The following is a 17,842-nucleotide window of genomic DNA, read 5'->3' on the forward strand; positions in this document are numbered from 1 at the left end:
CGCGCTACTCCTCTCGGTCGGTTGCGAGTGGGGTCGAGAACGAGCCGCCGATGACCGCAAGCTGACCGGCCGGCGGCACGCCGCTGCCGTCCCGCTTGCCGTCCGCAGCGGGCAGTTCGACGGCGGCACCGGTCGGGCTTGCGGCCCGGGCAGGCGCGGTGCCGGCCCAGGCGATGACCAACTCGTCCTCGCCGCGCAGGAAGCGGTGGCAGCGCACGCCGCCGGTGGCGCGACCCTTGGTCGGGAACTCGTCATACGAGCTGACCTTGACCGACTCGGGTCCGGTGCCCGGCAATGCGCCGGACGCACCTGCGCCGGTCACGACCACCGCCGGTGCCGATGAGTCGACGATGCCGAACCAGAGGGCGCGAGCTGCTGATCCGAGTTTGACGCCCGCCATACCGCCGCCCGAACGCCCCTGCGGTCGAACAAGATTCGCGCTGTAGCGCAGCAGGTGAGCATCGGAGGTGATGAAGACCAGGTCTTCCTCGCCGGTGACGACCTCGACCGCGCCGACGACCTGGTCGCCGTCCTTCAGGGAGATCACCTCGAACGAGTCCTTGCTCGGATAGTCCGGGTTGACGCGCTTGACGACGCCCTGAGAGGTCCCGATCGCCAGGCCCCTCGACTCGGCCGACAGCGACACCAGCGCGAGCGGCTGCTCACCCTTGGCGAGGTCGATGTATGCCGCAAGAGGCGCTCCGCCGGCCAGCACTGGGGCGTCATTGGTCGGGGGCAGCGTCGGCAGATCGATCGCGTTGAGGCGCACCATCCGCCCGTCCGAAGTCACCACACCGAAGTCGCCACGGGCGGTCGTCAGCACTCGTGACGTGACGACGTCGTGCTTGCGGCGCGATCCGTCGCTGGACAGTGGCGTGGCATCAGTGGTGCGCGCAAGGAGGCCGCTCGAGGACAGCAGCACCCAGCACGGGTCGTCGGAGACTTCGAGCGGAGCTGCGGTCGCAGCTGCCTTCGTGCCGTTGCCCTCCAGCAACACAGTGCGACGTGGCGTCCCGTGTGCTTTCACAACGGCTGAGAGTTCGTCGGAAACCGTTTTGTGCAACAGCTTTTCGTCATCCAGGATCGCCTGCAGCGAGGTGATCAAATCGCGCAGCTCGGCCTGTTCCTTCTCCAGCTCGATCCGGCTGAACTTTGTCAGCCGGCGCAGCTGCAACTCCAGGATGTACTCCGCCTGCGGCTCGGACAGATCGAAGACCTGCATGAGTCGCCCACGCGCCTCGGCGGCGTTGTCCGATGTACGGATGACCTGGATGACCTCGTCGATGTCCAGGATCGCGATGAGCAGTCCGTCGACCAGGTGCAGCCGATCGGTCGCCTTCTTCAGTCGGAACGCAGTGCGTCGCCGCACGACGTCGATGCGGAAATCGACGTAGACGGTCAGCAGTTCCTTGAGCCCGAGCGTGCGTGGCCGCCCTTCGACGAGCGCGACGTTGTTGATGCCGAAGGACTCCTCCATCGGAGTGTGCTTGTAGAGCGCCTCCAGCACGGCCTCGGGGTTGAAGCCGTTCTTGACGTCGATGACCAGCCGCATGCCCTTCATGTCGGACAGGTCGTTGACGTCGGAGATGCCCTGCAGCTTCTTGGCCTGGACCAGATCCTTCATCCGCTCGATGACCTTCTCCGCGCCGACCATGTAAGGAAGCTCGGTGACCACGATGGATTTCCTTCGTGGCGTGAGGTTTTCGATGGTCGCGGTGGCTCGCGTCCGGAATGAACCACGACCGGTCAGGTAGGCGTCCCGAATGCCCTCGAGGCCCACGATGCGCCCGCCGCACGGCAGGTCTGGGCCCGGCACGAACTTCATCAGGTCGTCCAGAGAGCAGTCCGGATGTGTGATCAAGTGGCGCGCGGCGGCAACGACCTCGCCCAGGTTGTGCGGCGCCATGTTGGTCGCCATACCGACCGCGATGCCGCTGGCGCCGTTGACGAGCAGGTTCGGGAAAGCGGCCGGCAGAACATCCGGCTGCTGCTCGCTCTCGTCGTAGTTCGGAACGAAGTCGACGGTGGCCTCGCCCAGCGATCGGGTCAGCTCCAGTGCCGCGCCGGCGAGCCGGACCTCGGTGTAACGCGACGCAGCCGGGCCGTTGTCGAGCGAGCCGAAGTTGCCGTGGCCGTCGACGAGCGGCAGCCGCATAGTGAAGTCCTGCGCCTGCCGGACGATCGCGTCGTAGATCGCGGTGTCACCGTGCGGATGGTATTTACCCATGACCTCACCGACGACACGCGAGGACTTGACGTGGTTGCGGTCGGGGTAGAGCCGCATCTCGTCCATCGCGTAGAGGATGCGGCGTTGCACCGGCTTCAGGCCGTCGCGCGCGTCCGGGATGGCGCGGGAGTAGATGACCGAGTAGGCGTATTCGAGGTATGCCGACTGCATCTCATCATCGACATCGATGTCGATGATGTTCTGCTGCGCATCGTCGATGTACTCGGTGTCACTCGTCTTCTTGCGCGCCATTACTGCCCTTCAGGTGTCCTGCTGCTCTCGCGGGGTCTGCGCCGATCATCTTCTCTCACACGGCGACCGCAACGCGGAGCGACACCCTGATTGGATGGCGGTATGACGGACGAGGTCGGCACGATGCGTCCAAACTACCGGCGCACGGATCTCTCGTCCGGGCACGGCTACCGACAAGCCAAGGTCGAACGCGACATCGCCGGTTCGTTCCCGGAACTCGCTGAGTTCGTGATGACTTTCGGCCTCCAGCGCGCGGTATGGCGGGACGTGTGGTCGTCCGGTCCGAGCGCGCAGGTCGGTGTCGAGGTGCGTATGGCGCCTGGCATCGGCCGATTTCGGCTCCACGCACCTGCCAGAGTCGTCGAAGTCCTTGAGGACGGCGACCGGTTCGGCTTCACCTACGGCACCCTGCAGGGCCATCCCGAAGCAGGCGAAGAACGTTTCGTGGTCGAACGTCGGGCCGACGGCACTGTGCAGCTGGAGATCGAGCACTGGTCACGGCCGGCGCGCTGGTTCACGCAACTCGCCGGGCCGCTCGCGAGATTGGCCCAGAGCCGCGCTACCGCGGCATACCTGCAGGCTGCTGAACGGCACGCCCGGGACTCGGCTTCCGGATGAGGCCCGGGCCTGCCGTCAGGCGTTGATGCGGTCCCGCCATACGACCCAGTCCTGCAGGGTCGCGAAGTCGAACTCCGGGCCTGCGGTAGGGATGGTGAAGAGCCTGGCTCCCAGCTTGAGCAACGGCTCGCCCTCGACCTCGGGCGCACCGGGGACACCGCCGTCCCGACCGCGGCCACCGACGCCGACCGAGACCTCGATCTCCTCGACCGACCGGCCGATCGCGTCGCAGTGACCGCGAAGCACGTCGAGCTTGTGCGCGAGGACCTCCGCGCCGGCGAACGTGTGCCAGATGTTCGCGTGCTGTGCGACCAGGCGCAGGGTCTTCTTCTCGCCACCACCACCGATCAGCATCGGCATCGGGCCGACCGGCGTCGGATGCAGGGCGGCCAGCCGGGACTCGATCCGCGGGAGCGCGGCCGCGAGGTCATCGAGCCGTCGACCGGCAGTCTTGAAGTCGAATCCGTATTGTTCGTAGTCTCTTTCGAACCAGCCGGAGCCGATGCCGAGGATGAGGCGGCCGTTCGAGATGTGGTCGACGGTGCGCGCCATGTCGGCGAGCAGGTCAGGGTTGCGGTAGCTGTTGCAGGTCACCAGCGCGCCGAGCTGGATCCGGGAGGTCTGCTCCGCCCAGGCCGCGAGCATCGTCCAGCACTCGAAGTGCTGGCCGTCCGGGTCACCGTTGAGGGGGTAGAAATGGTCCCAGTTGAACGCCACGTCCACGCCGAGGTCCTCGGCTCGGCGGAGGGCGTCTCGGATCTGGTCGTATGACGCATGCTGGGGCTGGATCTGGACGGCGATACGCACCGGGCGAGAAGTCATGTCAGCAACAGTAGGTGAGCACCAGGAAGGCGAGTGCGTGCACGAGCAGCTGGAAGAACTACGCGACCGAGCCGAGCAGGCCGTGTCGGCGGACACCTGGAGCTATCTCAATCGCGGCTCCGGGGACGAGCGCACTCTTCATGAGGCTCACGATGCCTGGGACCGCTACCGGCTGCGACCGCGCGTGTTGCGTGACGTCTCCGAGGTGTCCACGGGACTCGACCTCTTCGGGAGCTGGAGGACGCCGATCGGTATTGCCCCCACCGCTTTTCACGCCCTGTTACACCCCGAGGGTGAGGTGGCGACCGCCGCCGCCGCTGCTGCGGTCGGTGGACCCATGGTCGTGTCCAGCCGGGCGACGCGGCGCATCGAGGACATCGCTGCAGCAGTCGGTGGGCCGTGGTGGTTCCAGGTCTATCTGATGCGCGAGCGCACCATCACCGAGGCGTTGATCCAGCGCGCCTCGGCGGCCGGTGCGACGGCGATGGTGCTGACGGTGGACACGCCATACGTCGGGCATCGGGCCCGTAGTGCGGCGCTGAGCCGCCCGCTGCCGCTGACCGACGAGCAGGCGCTGACGAACATGCGAGACCACCTGCCGGCCGACGTCGCAGACATCTGGCAACTGATCGACCAGCGGGCCGATCTCGCGCTCGCTGACATCACATGGGTGGCCGAGGCCTCGCACCTGCCGGTCATCGTCAAGGGTGTCCTGCGCGCGGACGACGCCACAGCGTGTGTCGATGCCGGCGCAGCCGGCGTTTGGGTGAGCAATCACGGGGGACGACAGCTGGATCGCGTTGTCCCGACTGCGGCGGCGTTGCCCGAAATCGTTGCCGCAGTTGGTGATTCGGTGCCGGTCATCGTCGACGGGGAGTGCGCGACGGCTTCGACGCACTGACGGCACTCGCACTCGGAGCACGCGCGGTGATGCTGGGTCGCCCCGTCATGTGGGCGCTGGCCGCCGGCGGCAGAGACGCTGTGGCCGCCATGTTGGCGGAGCTCACCGCCGAATTCGGTCACGCAATGGGTCTGGCCGGCGCGGCGAACCTGGCGGCTCTCGACCCCTCCATGGTCACCGCTCACTGACGCTCAGTGCGTGGCGCTTCCGAACCGGCCGTAGTGCGTGACCTCGCCGAAGTCGCGCCGGCGCACTGCCCGGGTGCTACCGGACGGCTTCGACTCGGCGGGGTGACCGATCGCCACCACGCCGACGATCCCGCGATCGGCCGGTATGTCGAACGCTTCCCGCACCGCATCGAGACGCTCGACCGGCACGCCGAAGAAGAGCCCACCCAGGTCCTCGTCAACGGCGCCCAGCAGCATCAGCATCGCCGCCATACCGGTGTCGACGTCCCAGTAAGGCACCGGCCAGTGCTCCTCGGACTCGTCCTTCCACGGCTTGTCATCGCGTGCATAACGGCGCAGGTAGGAGTTCTTGTCCGAGCAGCACACGATCAGCACAGGTGCGGCACTGACGCCGCGCAGCCACGAGTCGGGTATGCCGTCATCGGTCGTCGCCGCCCAGAACGCCTCACGTTCGTCGCCGCGCAGCACGACGAAGTCCCAGCCCTGGCTGAATCCGGCGCTCGGCGCCCGCACGGCCAGTTCGAGCAGCCGCAGGACGGTCTCGGGAGGGACATCCTGCTCGGGATCGAACCGGCGCACCATCCGCCGCTGCAGCACAGCGTCACGCAACTCCATGGTTCGAAGCCTATGCAGTGCGGCGGGTTACGATTTCGGCTGGCCGGTCGTTGATTCCGGCCGGACAACTACGCACATGTGGCGGGCAACCAACCGTGCGGGCCGTTGCGGCGTCTGCACAGGTATGACGGCGACGATCACCGGCCAGCGCGCTGCTGTCCGCGTCCCACGGGAAAGGTGGCGATGGGTGGCTTCGGGGGAAGCAGCCGTCGAAAGTGCCGTCCGCGAGGTGTACGACGCACACTTCGGACGTCTCGTCGGCTGGACCACGCAGTTGATCGGCGACCGAGACCTGGCCCATGACGTGGCCACGGAGGCCTTCGTGAAGCTGATGACGCACTGGCACTCGGTGCAGGACCCGCGTGCCTGGCTCTACACGGCTGCCGCCAACCAGGTGCGCGATCACTGGCGCAAGCGCGGCCGGGAGGCGTCGGCATACGAGAAGTTCATGGGCGGCAGCGGGCGAGCCGTCGACGTGGCCGCACCCGGGCTCGACGCCGCCACCCGGCTCACCGTCCGCGATGCGGTCGAGTCGCTGCCCGAGCGCTTCCGGCTGGTGGTGCTGCTGCACTATTTCGCCGACCTCTCGGTGGCGCAGGTCGCCCTGCAGACCGGCAAGAGCGAGGGCACGGTGAAGCGTGATCTGCATGACGCCCGGAAGCTGTTGGCGCAACGTCTGGAGGTGACGGCATGAACGAGGAGCGGCACGATGCGGAGACGGGGGCCGAGCACGATGCGGTCGCCGAGTTCTTCGCCGCTGCCCGGGGGCAAGTGCGCGACGAGCGTGCGACCGACCTGGACTGGCAGCGCATCCTCAGCGGTTCTCGTCGCTCGAGTCGTCGACGCAACCGTCTCGCCATGCTGTCCAGCGCCGCCGTTGCCATCATTGCGATCTTCGCGGTCTTCCTGTGGCAGCAGAACGGTATCGGCGGAGGTGTGCAGCGCGGTGAAGCCATCGTGGGCGCCACCGACAAGGCTCAGTCCGGAGAGCCGACGTCCAGTCCGTCATCCGTGTCCCCTCAGCAGCAGCCCACCAGCGTGCCCGACAGCTTCCGCACCTGGTCGGTCAGCTATGCCGGCCAGAGCGTCCTTTACGCGTTGGGCTCGCAGGCCTGCGGTGGCGACACCTGCCCGGTGCTGCTGAAGTCGGGCACCAACGGCCGAAGCTGGGCGGCGGTGCACAAGTTCACCGGTACCGACGTGTCTGCTGCGACCGGTAACGCGGTCCCACAGATTCAGCCGCAGCGAGCGCTGAGCCAGACGCGCTTTGCCACCCCGAGCACCGGCTACGTCTTCGGCGGTGACCTGTGGGTGACACGCGACAGCGGCGCCAGCTTCACCAAGATGAGCCACCCCGGGACCACCGTCCTGGATGTCGAGATCAACCAGGGTCAGGCCGTCCTGCTCAGCGCAGACAACTGTGGGCAAGGTGAGTGCAATGGTCCGATCCACGTCACCCGGTTCGACCCGGCAAAGGGCAGCATCTCCGACTCCGGAGTCGAGATGACACCGAGTAGCCCGATCCGAGCCGGCAACGTTGTGGTGCAGAACGGTCAGGCTTTCGTGCAGCTGACGGCGGTGGACGGAGCGAAGCCCGTCGCGCCGTTGCGGTTGGACGGTTCGAAGTTGACCGCCATGTCCGGCCCCAGTGACTGCGGCGGCACCGCGCTGCAGTCGGTCACCCCGGCCACCAACAACAGCACACAGGTGCAGCTCTTCGCCCTGTGCAAGCCGACCAATTCAGGCACCAGCCACACGTCGTACACCATCGTGAGCAGCGACGACGCCGGGAAATCCTGGAAGAGCGTGTCGTCCGGCGCACTGACCCTGCCACGTCTCGGTCAGGTGTGGCTCGCAGCCGCGGATGCCAAGCATCTGGTCGCGTCGGCCGGTGGACCGCGGGAGATCGCCGGCGTTCCCGCGCCGAACGGCGACGGCAGCCTGATGTTCTCGACCAACGGTCAAGGTTTCGGGCCGGCGACCACCCCCAAGGGCGCGAAGGTACCGGCCACCGGCTTCGACTGGACCGCCAGTGCCGGCGGCGGCATCTTCTACGCCGTGCCGCGAGCCACAGCCACACCTGGATTCTGGACAACGACCGACTACGGCAAGACCTGGACACTTGTCGACCCGCGGCACCAGGGGAACTGACGCCCGGACCTGGCATGCTCAAGCCATGAGAAACACCCCACGAAGTTTCTCCCCCGCGCTGCTCCTCCGAATACTTCGCGGGGGCCCCGAATGAGCCCGACCGACGACACGTCCGCGGGCGAGCTGCCACCGGGTTATCCCCGTGATTGGGAGGCCGACGTGGTGCTGCGGGACGGATCGGTGGCTCAGGTGCGCCCCATCCGTCCCGACGACGTGGACCTGTTGAAGGAGTTCCACGAGCGCCAATCGGACGAGTCGATCTACCTGCGCTTCTTCGCGCCGCTGAAGCACCTGTCCGACCGTGAGGCGACGCGCTTCGCCAACGTCGACTACGTCGAGCGGGTCGCCCTCATCGTCGAGGCAGGCGGCCGGATGGTCGGCGTCGCCCGCTACGACCGACTGGCCGGCCCGGATGGGCCGCGGGCCGAGGTCGCCTTCAACATCGCCGACGACTTCCAGGGCCGCGGGGTCGGCTCGGTGCTGCTGGAGCACCTCGCCGCTATCGGTGCTGAGGCAGGGGTCGAGGAATTCGTCGCCGACGTGTTGCCGCAGAACCACAAGATGATGTCGGTCTTCACCGACGCCGGCTTCGCCGTGCAGCGCCGGTTCGACGACGGGGTCATGGCGCTGTCCTTCCGGATCGAGCCGACCGAGCAGTCACAGGCTGTCCGTGCCGCCCGCGAGCAGCGGGCGGAGGCACGCAGCATGCGTTCCTTGCTGGCACCGTCATCGATCGCGGTTGTCGGTGTCGGCGCCAGGCCGACCGGGGTGGGTCGCGGCGTTTTCGAGCATCTGCAGGCCGGCGGATTCACCGGTGCCCTGTATGCCGTCAACCGCAACGTCCACCACGAACTCCGTGACGCGACAGTGCATCCCAGCGTCAAGGAGCTGCCGGGTCCTGTCGAGTTGGTCGTCATCGCGGTGCCCGCGGCCGAAGTCATGCAGGTCGTGCACGACTGTGCGGAGCACGACGTGAAGGCACTTGTGGTGATCTCGGCCGGGTTCGCCGAGGCCGGACCGGAGGGTGCGCAGCTGCAGGACGAGCTGGTGCGCACCGCTCGACGTCACGGCATGCGGGTGGCCGGCCCCAACTCGTTCGGGTTGATCAACACCCGCGACGACGTGCGGATGAACGCGACACTCGCCCCCGAGATGCCCGGCAACGGCAGCTTCGGCCTCTTCGCGCAGAGCGGGGCGCTCGGCATCGCGGTGCTCGATTTCGCCGACCGCCGGGGGCTCGGCCTGACCGACTTCGTGTCGACCGGCAACCGCGCCGACGTCTCGGGCAACGACGTCATGCAGGGGTGGATGGACGACCCCAGCACCGAGGCCGTCGGCCTCTACCTGGAGTCGATGGGCAACCCGCGCAAGTTCTCGCGGATCGCGCGCCGGTTGTCGCTGCAGAAGCCGGTCATCGTGGTCAAGTCCGGTGTCTCCTCGTATGGCGTGCCACCGGGCCACCGGGTGCGTCCGACGCACACCTCGCCGGATGCGTTCAAATCGATGCTGCGGCAGGCGGGCGTCATACGCGTGGAGAACCTGCACCAAATGTTCGACGTGGCCCAGCTGGTGGTCAATCAGCCGATCCCGCGCGGCCCGCGGGTCGCGATCGTCGGCAACTCCGACGCGCTCGGGGCACTCGCTGCCGATAACGCGATCAGCTGGGGGTTGCAGATCGCACACGGCCCGGTCAACCTGCCGGCCGAGTGCACCCCGGCGCAGTTGGAGGTCGCCCTCGAGGCCGCCTTCGCGGACCCCGATGTCGACAGTGTCGTCACGTCGCTGATGCAACCCATCATCATCGAGGGCATCGGTCTGGCGACCACGCTGGCGAAGGTCTCGGCTCGCCACGAAAAGCCGTCTCTGACAACATTTCTCGGCATCAGCGGCGTGAGCGAGGCGCTGGCGGCGCCCGATCCGCAGACGCAGGTCGAGCGATTCGTGCCGTCGTATGCCGTGCCCGAGGACGGCGTCCGAGCACTTGCGGCTGCCACCCGCTATGGCGAATGGCGCGCGACCGACCGGGGCGCTCCCGTGCTGCCGGAGGGCATCGACAAGGCCGCCGCCGAGCAACTGGTCGATCGGGTGCTCGAGGCGTCACCCGACGGTCGTCCGCTGACGCCGCCGGAAACACGCGACCTCCTTGCGGCATACGGCATCGAGGTGTGGCCCTACACCCCCGTGCGGTCCGCCGACGAAGCGGTGCGGGTCGCCGATCAACTCGGCTACCCGGTCGTCGTGAAGTCGGTGTCGCCACTGGTGCGCACCCAGCCGGTCACGGCGGTCCGGGTGGACCTGACGAACGCCGACGCCGTCCGCGACGCCTACCGCACCCTCGACGAACGCTTGGCGCCGTTGCACGCCAATCGCCTTGTCGTGCAACGTATGGCGGTCCCCGGCATCCCGTGCGTGGTGGCGACCGGTGAGGACCCGCTCTTCGGGCCGGTGGTGCGTTTCAGCCTGGCCGGTGCGCCGACCGAGGTGATGGGCGATCTCGCCTACCGGATCCCGCCGTTGACCGAGGTCGACGTGCGTGACCTGATCAACTCGGTGCGTGCGGCACCGTTGCTGCACGGTCGCGGTGGCGGGCTGGCCGTCGACCAGGCGGCCTTGGAGGATGTCGTGGCGCGGATCTCCGTGCTGGCCGAGCACCTGCCCGACGTCGCGTCGTTGGAGCTGAACCCGGTCAACACCCATGCGGGTGGTTTGGAAGTCCTCGGTGCCGCGGTGATGGTCGCGCCCCCGGTGCTCCGCACCGACTCCGGACGCCGCTCACTTCCGAAAACTGACACCTAGATTCGTTCCTCACCCGGCCGTCATCGCTGGCGTTCATAGCCGTCCTTCGGCCGGACCACCAACCTGCGACAATGACCGACATGTCTTCGTCCAGTAAGCAGATCACCGCGTCGGCGTTGCCGGCCGTGCTCCTCGCCGACATTGAGCAAGCGGGCTACTTCCCGCTGCTGGTGGCCGACGTCGTGGCCGCCGCGGTCGGCACCGAGAGCATCACCTCGCATCTGGTGCACGCGGAGACGACGATCGACAGCGAGACGGTCCGGCGCCACGTCACGGTCTTCGTCCTGACCGGCAGCCGGTTGATCCTGGCTCACGCCGACGACCATGCGCCCACGCCGGACTCGCCGGTGCAGCACCTCGGGATGGTCGCGACGGCCACCAGTGAGACCGTGCCGTTGTCCTGCGTCCGCGGTGTCATGCTCGGGCGGGTCGTACCCGACCCGGAGAAGTATGTCGAGGGCTCCTTCGGCCGCGAGGTGACGCTGACGATCTCCTGGGGCGCGGTGTCGCGCGTCGACCTGCTGCCGGCCAACTGCGCCGATCCGACCTGCGACGCGGACCACGGCTACGAGGGGACCATCACCGGTGACGACGTGACGGTCCGGGTCAGCGCCGACGCGGATGGCGACGACAATCTGCAGCAGGCTCAGGTGTTTTCGACGGCGCTGTCCGCCGCCATCGGCCGGTGACCTGGGCTGCGACCCCGTCATACGACGGGGGAGGACTGGCCGGAGTGCTGCCGCGCGTGGTGGCCTCGCTGGACGGCCCGCTGCTGTCCCCGGCCGCAACCGCGGCCCGGCTTCCGACCGCGAAACGTGCCGTCGTCGTCCTTGCCGACGGGCTGGGCGCCGACCTGCTGCGCCGACGCTCCGGTCATGCGCCGTTCCTGCGCGTCTCGGCCGCCGGTCAGGGTGCCGCCATACCCGGAGTGCTGACGGCGGGGTTCCCATCGACGACGGCCACCAGCATGGGCACCTTCGGCACCGGCCTGCCACCGGGCACACACGGCCTGGCGGGATACCAGGTGCGGGTGCCCGGCAGCGACCGGCTCTTCAACGAACTGGACTGGATCGGCGGCCCTGACCCGATGCAGTGGCAACCCCACCCGACGGTTTTCGAGCAGACCGCTGCGGCCGGCATCGCGGTGACCATGGTCGGACCGGCCAAGTTCGACGGGTCGGGTCTGACGATCTCAGCATTGCGCGGTGCCCGGTTCGCGGGCACGCGCGACCTGCCGTCCTCGGTCGACGCGGCGGTTCGTGCCGCTCGGGCGACCCCGCGCGCCCTGGTCTACCTCTATTGGGGTGAGGTCGACCGCACCGGCCACCAGCACGGCTGCGAGTCATGGCAATGGGGTGAGGCCGTGGAGCTGCTGGACAGTGAGTTGCGTCGGTTGCGGACCCTGCTGCCGGATGACACGTCACTCACCGTGACCGCCGATCACGGCATGGTCGATGTGCCGGACTCCGCCAAGACCGACATCGCGCGTGACCGCGAACTGCGTGCCGGAGTCGCGTTGGTGGGGGGCGAACCCCGTGGCGTGCAGCTCTACTGCCGAGAAGGGGCAGCCGCGGATGTGGCTGCCACCTGGTCGGCTCGGGTCGGCGACGACGGCTGGGTGATGACCCGCGAGGAGGCCATCGCAGCGGGGCTTTTCGGCCCGGTGTCACCGGACGTGTTGCCGCGGTTCGGTGATGTGATCGTCGCTGTCCAGGCACCGATCGGCTTCGTCGACACACGCGTGATGAATGCGCGCATCGTCAGCCTGATCGGTCAGCACGGCTCGCTGACCGACGCCGAACAGCTGGTTCCGTTCATCCATCTCCCGGCACGGTGAGCGCTCAACCGAGCCCGCCTCGTAGGCTGTTCGATCGTGGCTGAACTCGTCTTCTTCTCCGGCACCATGGACTGCGGCAAGTCCACCCTGGCCCTGCAGATGGATCACAACCACCGCAGTCGCGGGCGTCACGGGCTGGTGTTCACCAAGCTCGACCGGGCCGGTGTCGCGGTGCTGTCCTCCCGGCTGGGCTTGTCGCACGAGGCGATCGAGGTAGAGGACTCCCTCGACTTCTGGGAGGCCGTCGTCGAACAGGCCACGGGTGGCCGGGTCATCGACTACCTCATCTGTGACGAAGCGCAGTTCTACACGCCCGCGCAGGTGGAGCAACTGGCCCGCCTCGTCGACGAGATGAACATCGACGTCTTCACCTTCGGCATCACCGCCGACTTCCGCGCCCAGCTCTTTCCCGGGTCCCGCCGGCTGATCGAGTTGGCCGATCGCACCCAGGTTCCGCAGGTCGAAGCGCTGTGCTGGTGCGGCAAACGGGCCACGCACAACGCACGCGTCGTCGACGGCGACATGGTTGTCGAAGGCGAGCAGGTCGTCGTCGGCGACACCGCGCACGGCAGGTCGGCGGTCGTGGAGTATGAAGTCCTCTGCCGCCGTCACTACATGCGTCGTATGACGTCACACGCCGCGCGGGCGCAGTCCATATCGGCCCAAGTGCTGCCCTTCGATCTCGACCTGTGCCCGCTGCCCGGCTCCCAGCCGCGCCGCGCTTCCTTTGGTGTTGATCGGCCTCTTGGCATGATGGGCACATGACACGTGACGGGCGTTCCGGCAGGCAACGCCGGCGCGACGACCGTGACAGAGCCTTCACCGAGCCCGTGCAGCAAACACCGCGTACCCGGCCGATGCCGCCGCGCCGCACGCCTCCGGGCACGTCGCCCACCGACCCCTGGGCCGGGCGACAGCCGGGACAGCGACGGCCTGCGCCGGCGCCGCGAGCGGACCGGACGCAAGAACATGCGACATACCCGAATGAGGACCGCGAGCCGACTGCGGGACCTTCGGACGATGCCCAGCACGGCGGACGTGACACCGCGCGCGCAGCCGGTCGGGGAGTCGTGCGCGGCGCCGGAGCGATGGCGCGCCTGACCGCGAACGCCAGCAAGAAGACCGTGTATGCCGCCCGCAAGGCGAGCGAGGCACAAGGTGCGGGGGAGAGCGGTCTCGCCCGGATGATCCAGGTCCACGCCTTCAACTCGGCCGGCGACGCGACCGTGACGATCGGGCTGGCCGGCACCGTGTTCTTCTCGGTCTCGTCGGCGCAGGCCAAGAGCCAGGTGCTGCTCTTCCTACTCCTGACGATGCTGCCGTTCGCCGTCGTGGCTCCTCTACTCGGCCCGCTGCTGGATCGCTTCCGCCACGGCCGCCGCTGGGCGATCGGCTTCACCCTGGCCATCCGCGCCTTTCTGTGCTGGGTGCTCGCCGAGACCATCGATGACAATTCTGTCTGGCTCTTCCCGGTGGCGTTGTGCGTACTGGTGGCGTCCAGGGCCTACCTCGTCACGCGTTCGGCGGCGGTTCCTCGGGTGCTCCCACGACAACTCACCCAGGTGAAGGCGAACGGCCGGTTGTCGCTGGCCGGTGTGATCGGCGCCGGAGTGGCCGGGGCTCTGGCCGGAGGTGCCGCGAAACTCGGTGGCGCCGCGTGGTCGCTGCGGGTCGGCGCGCTGCTCTTCGCGATCGGCACCGTGATGGCGATCCTGTTGCCGCCTCGAGTCGACTCGAGTGTCGGTGAGGAGCCCGCCCCTGCAGGGCTGACGACCGGCAAGGCGACCAGCCACGGCATCGGTCCGGCCGTCGTCACCGCGCTGCGCGCCAACACCGGCTTGCGCTGGTTGTCCGGCTTCCTGACGATCTTTCTCGCGTTCCTGGTGCGCAGCCACCCGTTCCCGGGCTGGGAGGGCAAGGAGACGCTGCTGCTCGCTCTCGTGCTCGGCGCCGCCGGTGCGGGCAACGCGGTCGGCACGGTCGCGGGTGCGGCTCTGAAGATCGCCTCACCCAAAACGATCGTGCTCGGGACGCTCATCGCCGATGCACTGATGGTGGTGATCGCCGCCGCGCACTTCACTATTTGGACCGCGGTAGCCGTCGGCTTCGTGGCCGGCACCGGTCAGCAGCTGGGCAAGCTGGCACTGGACTCCCAGATCCAGGACACCGTCCCCGAGCACATGCGCACCAGCGTCTTCGGGCGCTCCGAGACGTTGCTGCAGCTGGCCTGGGTCATCGGCGGCATCGTCGCCGTCGCGATCCCGACGAACGCCACGCTGGGCATGATCATCGCCGCGGTGGTCCTGGTGGCGTGGGCGACCGTCGTGCTGATCTGGAACAGTGGGCGCTCGCTGCCCGTCCCGGGGCGGGTCCGTGAGGCCGCAGCGCGTCCGGTTCGTCGTCGACCGGTCGGCCGACCGCAGCAGAACGCCGGGCCGGAGACCTACAAGACCCCCGGGACGTATGGCGATCAGCAGCCTGACGCCGAGCAAATGCCCGCTGAACGGCGGCCGCCTGACCAGGCCGAGACGATCGGTGTTCGCCGCAGTGAGGTGTCCAAGCATCGGCCGGACGGAACCGGCAGGGACGGCCAGCAGCGTCCCGGCGGCTGGCGGTAGGTCTCGCGCAGTCGAGGTCAGTCGCGACCGGGGCGCCGACCGAACATGATGTCGTCCCAGCTGGGAACGCTCGGCCGACCCTTGCGCGCCGAGCTCGGCCGGTCGGGGACAACGGTGCCGGTTTCCCGCGGAACCGCTTGTGGCCGTGCGGATTTCGGCTGTTTCGCGTCGTTGTCGTCGGTCTCCGCCGCCGGCTCCTCCGACTCGTCGACGTTGTCGGCGGCGGACTCGTCAACGTCGTCGGGAGCGGGCTCGGCAGGTTCCCTCTCCTGCTCGGCGGCCTTCGCCGTGGTCTCGTCGACTGACAGGTCTGCGAACAGATCCGCGGTGCCGGTCACGGGGTCGTGACCCAGTTGCTCGACGGACGGCTTGTCGCCCGACTGGCCGGCGTCCTTGTCGCCCGACTTGCCGGTCACGTCTTCGGCGTCGGTGGGGTCGTCTTCGCGAGGGTGTGACCCGACCGGCGGTCCGTCTCCGGTGGTGTCGAGCTGCTCGCGCGGAGCGGCATCTTCGGGAAAGTCCTGGTGCGCCGCTGCCCGACCCTTGCGACGGCGGTTCTTGGAGCGTTCGCGCATCGCGGCGACGAGGTCGACGGGGCGCTCGCCGGCCTCGGTCCTGTCCTTGTCGGCGGAGCTGGAAGCCGTCTTCTTCTTGGCCGCCGGAGCGGGCTGCTGGGGCACCGCTGTCGCGGAGGTCCGGCCACCGCGCACCCGTCGCACCTGAGGGGCGTAGGCGGCGTTCAGGCCGCCTTCGGCCTCGACGTCATAGACCGACGTCTCCCGGGCGGAGGCCAGCGGTCCGGGCGTGCTCTCGTCCTCGCCGAGCCAGCGCGCCTCGTCGTCGGTCGGCTCGAGGGTGCGGCTGCGCACGTCGAAGTGCCAGGTCGCGCGCCGCGGCCGGCCACCGGCGGGGAAGCTGCACAGGACCGTCCAGTCGCCGTCGCGCCCGCGCCAGGAGTCCCAGATGACCGCGTCGGGGTCGACGCCACGGCCGTCCAGCCGCCGCTCGGCACGCTCACCGAAGGTGCTGTCGGCCTGGCCCGCGGCGCCGCCACTGACAACGATCGCGCGGGCGAGTCGTGCGACGTGATCGCGCTCGGCGCGGATCGGGCCTTCGTAACGCCGAACCTTCTCGACAGTCCAGCCGGCCCGCTCGGCGACGTCCGACACGGACGCTCCGGCGCGCAGCAACGCCTGGACGTCGCGGGGTCGCAGCTCTTCGGGCACCGGCACCGAGTCGACATCGACCGACGGGACCGGCCGGGCGTGTCGCAGTGACGACCGCAGCGCGTCATCGATCGGCACCGTGAAACGGTCGTCTCCGTCTTCGGTAAGAAGCAGGTGCTCGCCGTCGTCGTGGACACCGATCAGTCGCAACTCCCGCATGTGCGTCTCTCCCAGGTAGCCGGTGGTGCACCGAGTCCAGCTCGGATCCGTCGGCTGCTGCAGCGCCGCTGCAATCAGCCGCAGCCAACCATGCCACGGCGCGCGGTGTGGACCCCGCAGGGCGCGCCGAAACGCGACCTGTCGAGAGTCGTACGCTGGCCGTGCCGACCACTCCAGGACGGCCTCTCACGTCCCTCGCCAGGAGACCACCCCATGTCCTCGCCGATCGCCGAGCCGCCAGATCCGACCGCGCGACCCATCGAACAGCAGGCGGCCCCGCCGTTGCCCGCCCCCGAACGGTCGCCCGAACCTGCAGGGGAGCCGGCGGCGGAGTCGCTCGCGCTCGAGCCGTATGACGCAGTGCTCGTCCTGTCCTTCGGCGGCCCCGAGGGGAGGACGAAGTCATGCCGTTCCTGCGCCGGGTGACCGGTGGGCGCGGCATACCCGACGAGCGGCTGGCGGAGGTCGCCGAGCACTACTACGCCCGTGGCGGTCGCAGTCCCATCAACGGGCAGACCCGTGCCCTGCAGCAGGCGATCCGTGCCGAGTTGCGTCGCCGCGGATTCTCCACACCGGTGCTGATCGCCAATCGCAACAGCGAGCCGTTCCTGCCTGACGTGTTGCGCGGCGCTCAGGACTCCGGCGCCCAGCGGCTGCTCGTGGTCACGACGAGCGCCTATGCGTCATACAGCTCGTGCCGGCAGTACCGCGAGGACATCGCCGAGGCGCTCGAGCAACTCGCCGACGAGGGCCGCAGCCTGCAGGTGGACAAGATCCGGCAGTACGCCACGCATCCCAGCTTCGCCCGGGTGAACGCGCGACTGGTCACCGACGCGGTTCGCGCCAGCGGCCAGGACGACGACGACAAGCTGCGCGTCGTCTTCGTCACCCACTCGATCCCGACCGCGATGGACGACACCTCCGGTCCGGGCGACGGCGAGGGCAACCTCTACGAGCACCAGCACGACGAGATTGCGCACGTCATCCTCGACGAGGCGGGAATCACCCTCGACCGTGACCTGAGCGGCGCGCTGGTGTTCTGCTCCCGATCCGGCCGACCTGAGCAACCGTGGCTCGAGCCGGACATCAACGACCACCTGCGGCAGCTCGCCGGCAGCGGCGTCACCGACGTGGTGGTTGCGCCGATCGGGTTCGTGTCCGACCACATGGAGGTCGTGCACGACCTCGACACCGAAGCCGCCGAGACCGCGGCCGAGGTCGGCCTGCGTATGACGCGAGTGCCGACCGTCGGCACCGATGCGGAGTTCGTGATGGGCTTGATCGACCTGGTCGAGGAGCGTGCCGCCCAAGCACGCGGTGAGCGGGTGGATGCCATCGCCTGGCCGGGTGAGGCGATGCCGTCGGTCTGCGCGGCCGGATGCTGCCCAAATCTTCGAATTGCCAAACCGGCGGCCTGCGGACAGGACTGATC

14 protein-coding genes and 1 pseudogene are annotated in these 17,842 nt (G+C 68.6%); 11 read left to right on the plus strand and 4 right to left on the minus strand.

The features are described from left to right. Positions 1-4: 4 nt before the first annotated feature. Positions 5-2,479 carry a DNA gyrase/topoisomerase IV subunit A gene (locus tag ACFQDH_RS14470; protein ID WP_382403088.1) on the minus strand — a complete coding sequence of 825 codons (2,475 nt, stop codon included), beginning with the start codon at positions 2,477-2,479 and terminating at the stop codon, positions 5-7. A 102-nt stretch (positions 2,480-2,581) separates the two neighbouring features. Between ACFQDH_RS14470 and ACFQDH_RS14475 the strand changes: the two genes are divergently transcribed. Then, entirely contained in the window at positions 2,582-3,097 is a 516-nt protein-coding gene (locus tag ACFQDH_RS14475) for a DUF1990 family protein (protein ID WP_382403089.1), read from the plus strand. Between the two features lie 15 nt (positions 3,098-3,112). On the opposite strand, the gene ACFQDH_RS14480 is transcribed toward ACFQDH_RS14475, so the two are convergent. Further along, positions 3,113-3,919, minus strand: a complete 807-nt coding sequence (locus tag ACFQDH_RS14480; RefSeq protein WP_382403090.1) for an LLM class F420-dependent oxidoreductase — start codon at positions 3,917-3,919, stop codon at positions 3,113-3,115. On the opposite strand from ACFQDH_RS14480, the pseudogene ACFQDH_RS14485 reads away from it, so the two are divergent. Continuing rightward, a pseudogene (locus ACFQDH_RS14485) lies at positions 3,918-5,008 on the plus strand (alpha-hydroxy acid oxidase). The gene ACFQDH_RS14480 and the pseudogene ACFQDH_RS14485 overlap by 2 nt on opposite strands. Before the next feature lie 3 nt (positions 5,009-5,011). Here the strand turns inward: ACFQDH_RS14485 and ACFQDH_RS14490 are convergent. Further along, the gene (locus ACFQDH_RS14490) at positions 5,012-5,623 is read right to left on the minus strand and encodes a nitroreductase family protein (protein ID WP_382403091.1); all 612 of its coding nucleotides are present in this window, start codon (positions 5,621-5,623) and stop codon (positions 5,012-5,014) included. Between the two features lie 187 nt (positions 5,624-5,810). On the opposite strand from ACFQDH_RS14490, the gene ACFQDH_RS14495 reads away from it, so the two are divergent. The 7 genes from ACFQDH_RS14495 to ACFQDH_RS14525 all read left to right on the plus strand — a co-directional run bounded on the left by ACFQDH_RS14495 (position 5,811) and on the right by ACFQDH_RS14525 (position 15,025). Then, a complete protein-coding gene (locus tag ACFQDH_RS14495; RefSeq protein ID WP_382403092.1) occupies positions 5,811-6,317 on the plus strand; it encodes an RNA polymerase sigma factor in 507 nt (168 codons plus the stop codon). Beyond that, complete coding sequence (locus tag ACFQDH_RS14500) at positions 6,314-7,774, plus strand: WD40/YVTN/BNR-like repeat-containing protein (protein ID WP_382403093.1); 1,461 nt, start codon at positions 6,314-6,316, stop codon at positions 7,772-7,774. The genes ACFQDH_RS14495 and ACFQDH_RS14500 overlap by 4 nt, the downstream gene beginning before the upstream one ends. A gap of 90 nt (positions 7,775-7,864) precedes the next feature. Next, positions 7,865-10,570, plus strand: coding sequence for a bifunctional acetate--CoA ligase family protein/GNAT family N-acetyltransferase (locus ACFQDH_RS14505; RefSeq protein WP_382403094.1), 2,706 nt, complete (start codon positions 7,865-7,867; stop codon positions 10,568-10,570). A gap of 80 nt (positions 10,571-10,650) precedes the next feature. Continuing rightward, positions 10,651-11,259 carry a DUF5998 family protein gene (locus ACFQDH_RS14510; protein ID WP_382403095.1) on the plus strand — a complete coding sequence of 203 codons (609 nt, stop codon included), beginning with the start codon at positions 10,651-10,653 and terminating at the stop codon, positions 11,257-11,259. After that, positions 11,256-12,407: an alkaline phosphatase family protein gene (locus ACFQDH_RS14515; RefSeq protein ID WP_382403096.1), complete on the plus strand. Its 1,152-nt coding sequence runs from the start codon at positions 11,256-11,258 to the stop codon at positions 12,405-12,407. Before ACFQDH_RS14510 ends, ACFQDH_RS14515 begins: the two co-directional genes overlap by 4 nt. A 36-nt stretch (positions 12,408-12,443) precedes the next feature. After that, entirely contained in the window at positions 12,444-13,172 is a 729-nt protein-coding gene (locus tag ACFQDH_RS14520; RefSeq protein WP_382403097.1) for a thymidine kinase, read from the plus strand. After that, a complete protein-coding gene (locus ACFQDH_RS14525; protein ID WP_382403098.1) occupies positions 13,169-15,025 on the plus strand; it encodes an MFS transporter in 1,857 nt (618 codons plus the stop codon). Before ACFQDH_RS14520 ends, ACFQDH_RS14525 begins: the two co-directional genes overlap by 4 nt. A gap of 17 nt (positions 15,026-15,042) precedes the next feature. Here the strand turns inward: ACFQDH_RS14525 and sepH are convergent, their stop codons facing one another. Then, complete coding sequence (gene sepH / locus ACFQDH_RS14530; protein WP_382403099.1) at positions 15,043-16,410, minus strand: septation protein SepH; 1,368 nt, start codon at positions 16,408-16,410, stop codon at positions 15,043-15,045. 213 nt (positions 16,411-16,623) lie between these two features. Between sepH and ACFQDH_RS14535 the strand changes: the two genes are divergently transcribed. Beyond that, positions 16,624-16,836 carry a hypothetical protein gene (locus ACFQDH_RS14535; RefSeq protein ID WP_382403100.1) on the plus strand — a complete coding sequence of 71 codons (213 nt, stop codon included), beginning with the start codon at positions 16,624-16,626 and terminating at the stop codon, positions 16,834-16,836. Next, positions 16,815-17,840, plus strand: a complete 1,026-nt coding sequence (locus ACFQDH_RS14540; protein WP_382403101.1) for a ferrochelatase — start codon at positions 16,815-16,817, stop codon at positions 17,838-17,840. Before ACFQDH_RS14535 ends, ACFQDH_RS14540 begins: the two co-directional genes overlap by 22 nt. Positions 17,841-17,842 lie beyond the last annotated feature (2 nt).

This window comes from Flexivirga alba (assembly GCF_042661025.1).
Taxonomy (GTDB): Bacteria; Actinomycetota; Actinomycetes; order Actinomycetales; family Dermatophilaceae; genus Flexivirga; species Flexivirga alba.

What these genes read in the sequence shown, in the direction of transcription:
- ACFQDH_RS14490 (WP_382403091.1), bottom strand. Translation starts at nt 5,623, where the DNA reads ATGGAGTTGCGTGACGCTGTGCTGCAGCGGCGGATGGTGCGCCGGTTC.
- ACFQDH_RS14470 (WP_382403088.1), bottom strand. Translation starts at nt 2,479, where the DNA reads ATGGCGCGCAAGAAGACGAGTGACACCGAGTACATCGACGATGCGCAG.
- ACFQDH_RS14535 (WP_382403100.1), top strand. Translation starts at nt 16,624, where the DNA reads ATGTCCTCGCCGATCGCCGAGCCGCCAGATCCGACCGCGCGACCCATC.
- ACFQDH_RS14475 (WP_382403089.1), top strand. Translation starts at nt 2,582, where the DNA reads ATGACGGACGAGGTCGGCACGATGCGTCCAAACTACCGGCGCACGGAT.
- ACFQDH_RS14540 (WP_382403101.1), top strand. Translation starts at nt 16,815, where the DNA reads ATGCCGTTCCTGCGCCGGGTGACCGGTGGGCGCGGCATACCCGACGAG.
- ACFQDH_RS14525 (WP_382403098.1), top strand. Translation starts at nt 13,169, where the DNA reads ATGACACGTGACGGGCGTTCCGGCAGGCAACGCCGGCGCGACGACCGT.
- ACFQDH_RS14510 (WP_382403095.1), top strand. Translation starts at nt 10,651, where the DNA reads ATGTCTTCGTCCAGTAAGCAGATCACCGCGTCGGCGTTGCCGGCCGTG.
- ACFQDH_RS14480 (WP_382403090.1), bottom strand. Translation starts at nt 3,919, where the DNA reads ATGACTTCTCGCCCGGTGCGTATCGCCGTCCAGATCCAGCCCCAGCAT.
- ACFQDH_RS14505 (WP_382403094.1), top strand. Translation starts at nt 7,865, where the DNA reads ATGAGCCCGACCGACGACACGTCCGCGGGCGAGCTGCCACCGGGTTAT.
- sepH (WP_382403099.1), bottom strand. Translation starts at nt 16,410, where the DNA reads ATGCGGGAGTTGCGACTGATCGGTGTCCACGACGACGGCGAGCACCTG.
- ACFQDH_RS14500 (WP_382403093.1), top strand. Translation starts at nt 6,314, where the DNA reads ATGAACGAGGAGCGGCACGATGCGGAGACGGGGGCCGAGCACGATGCG.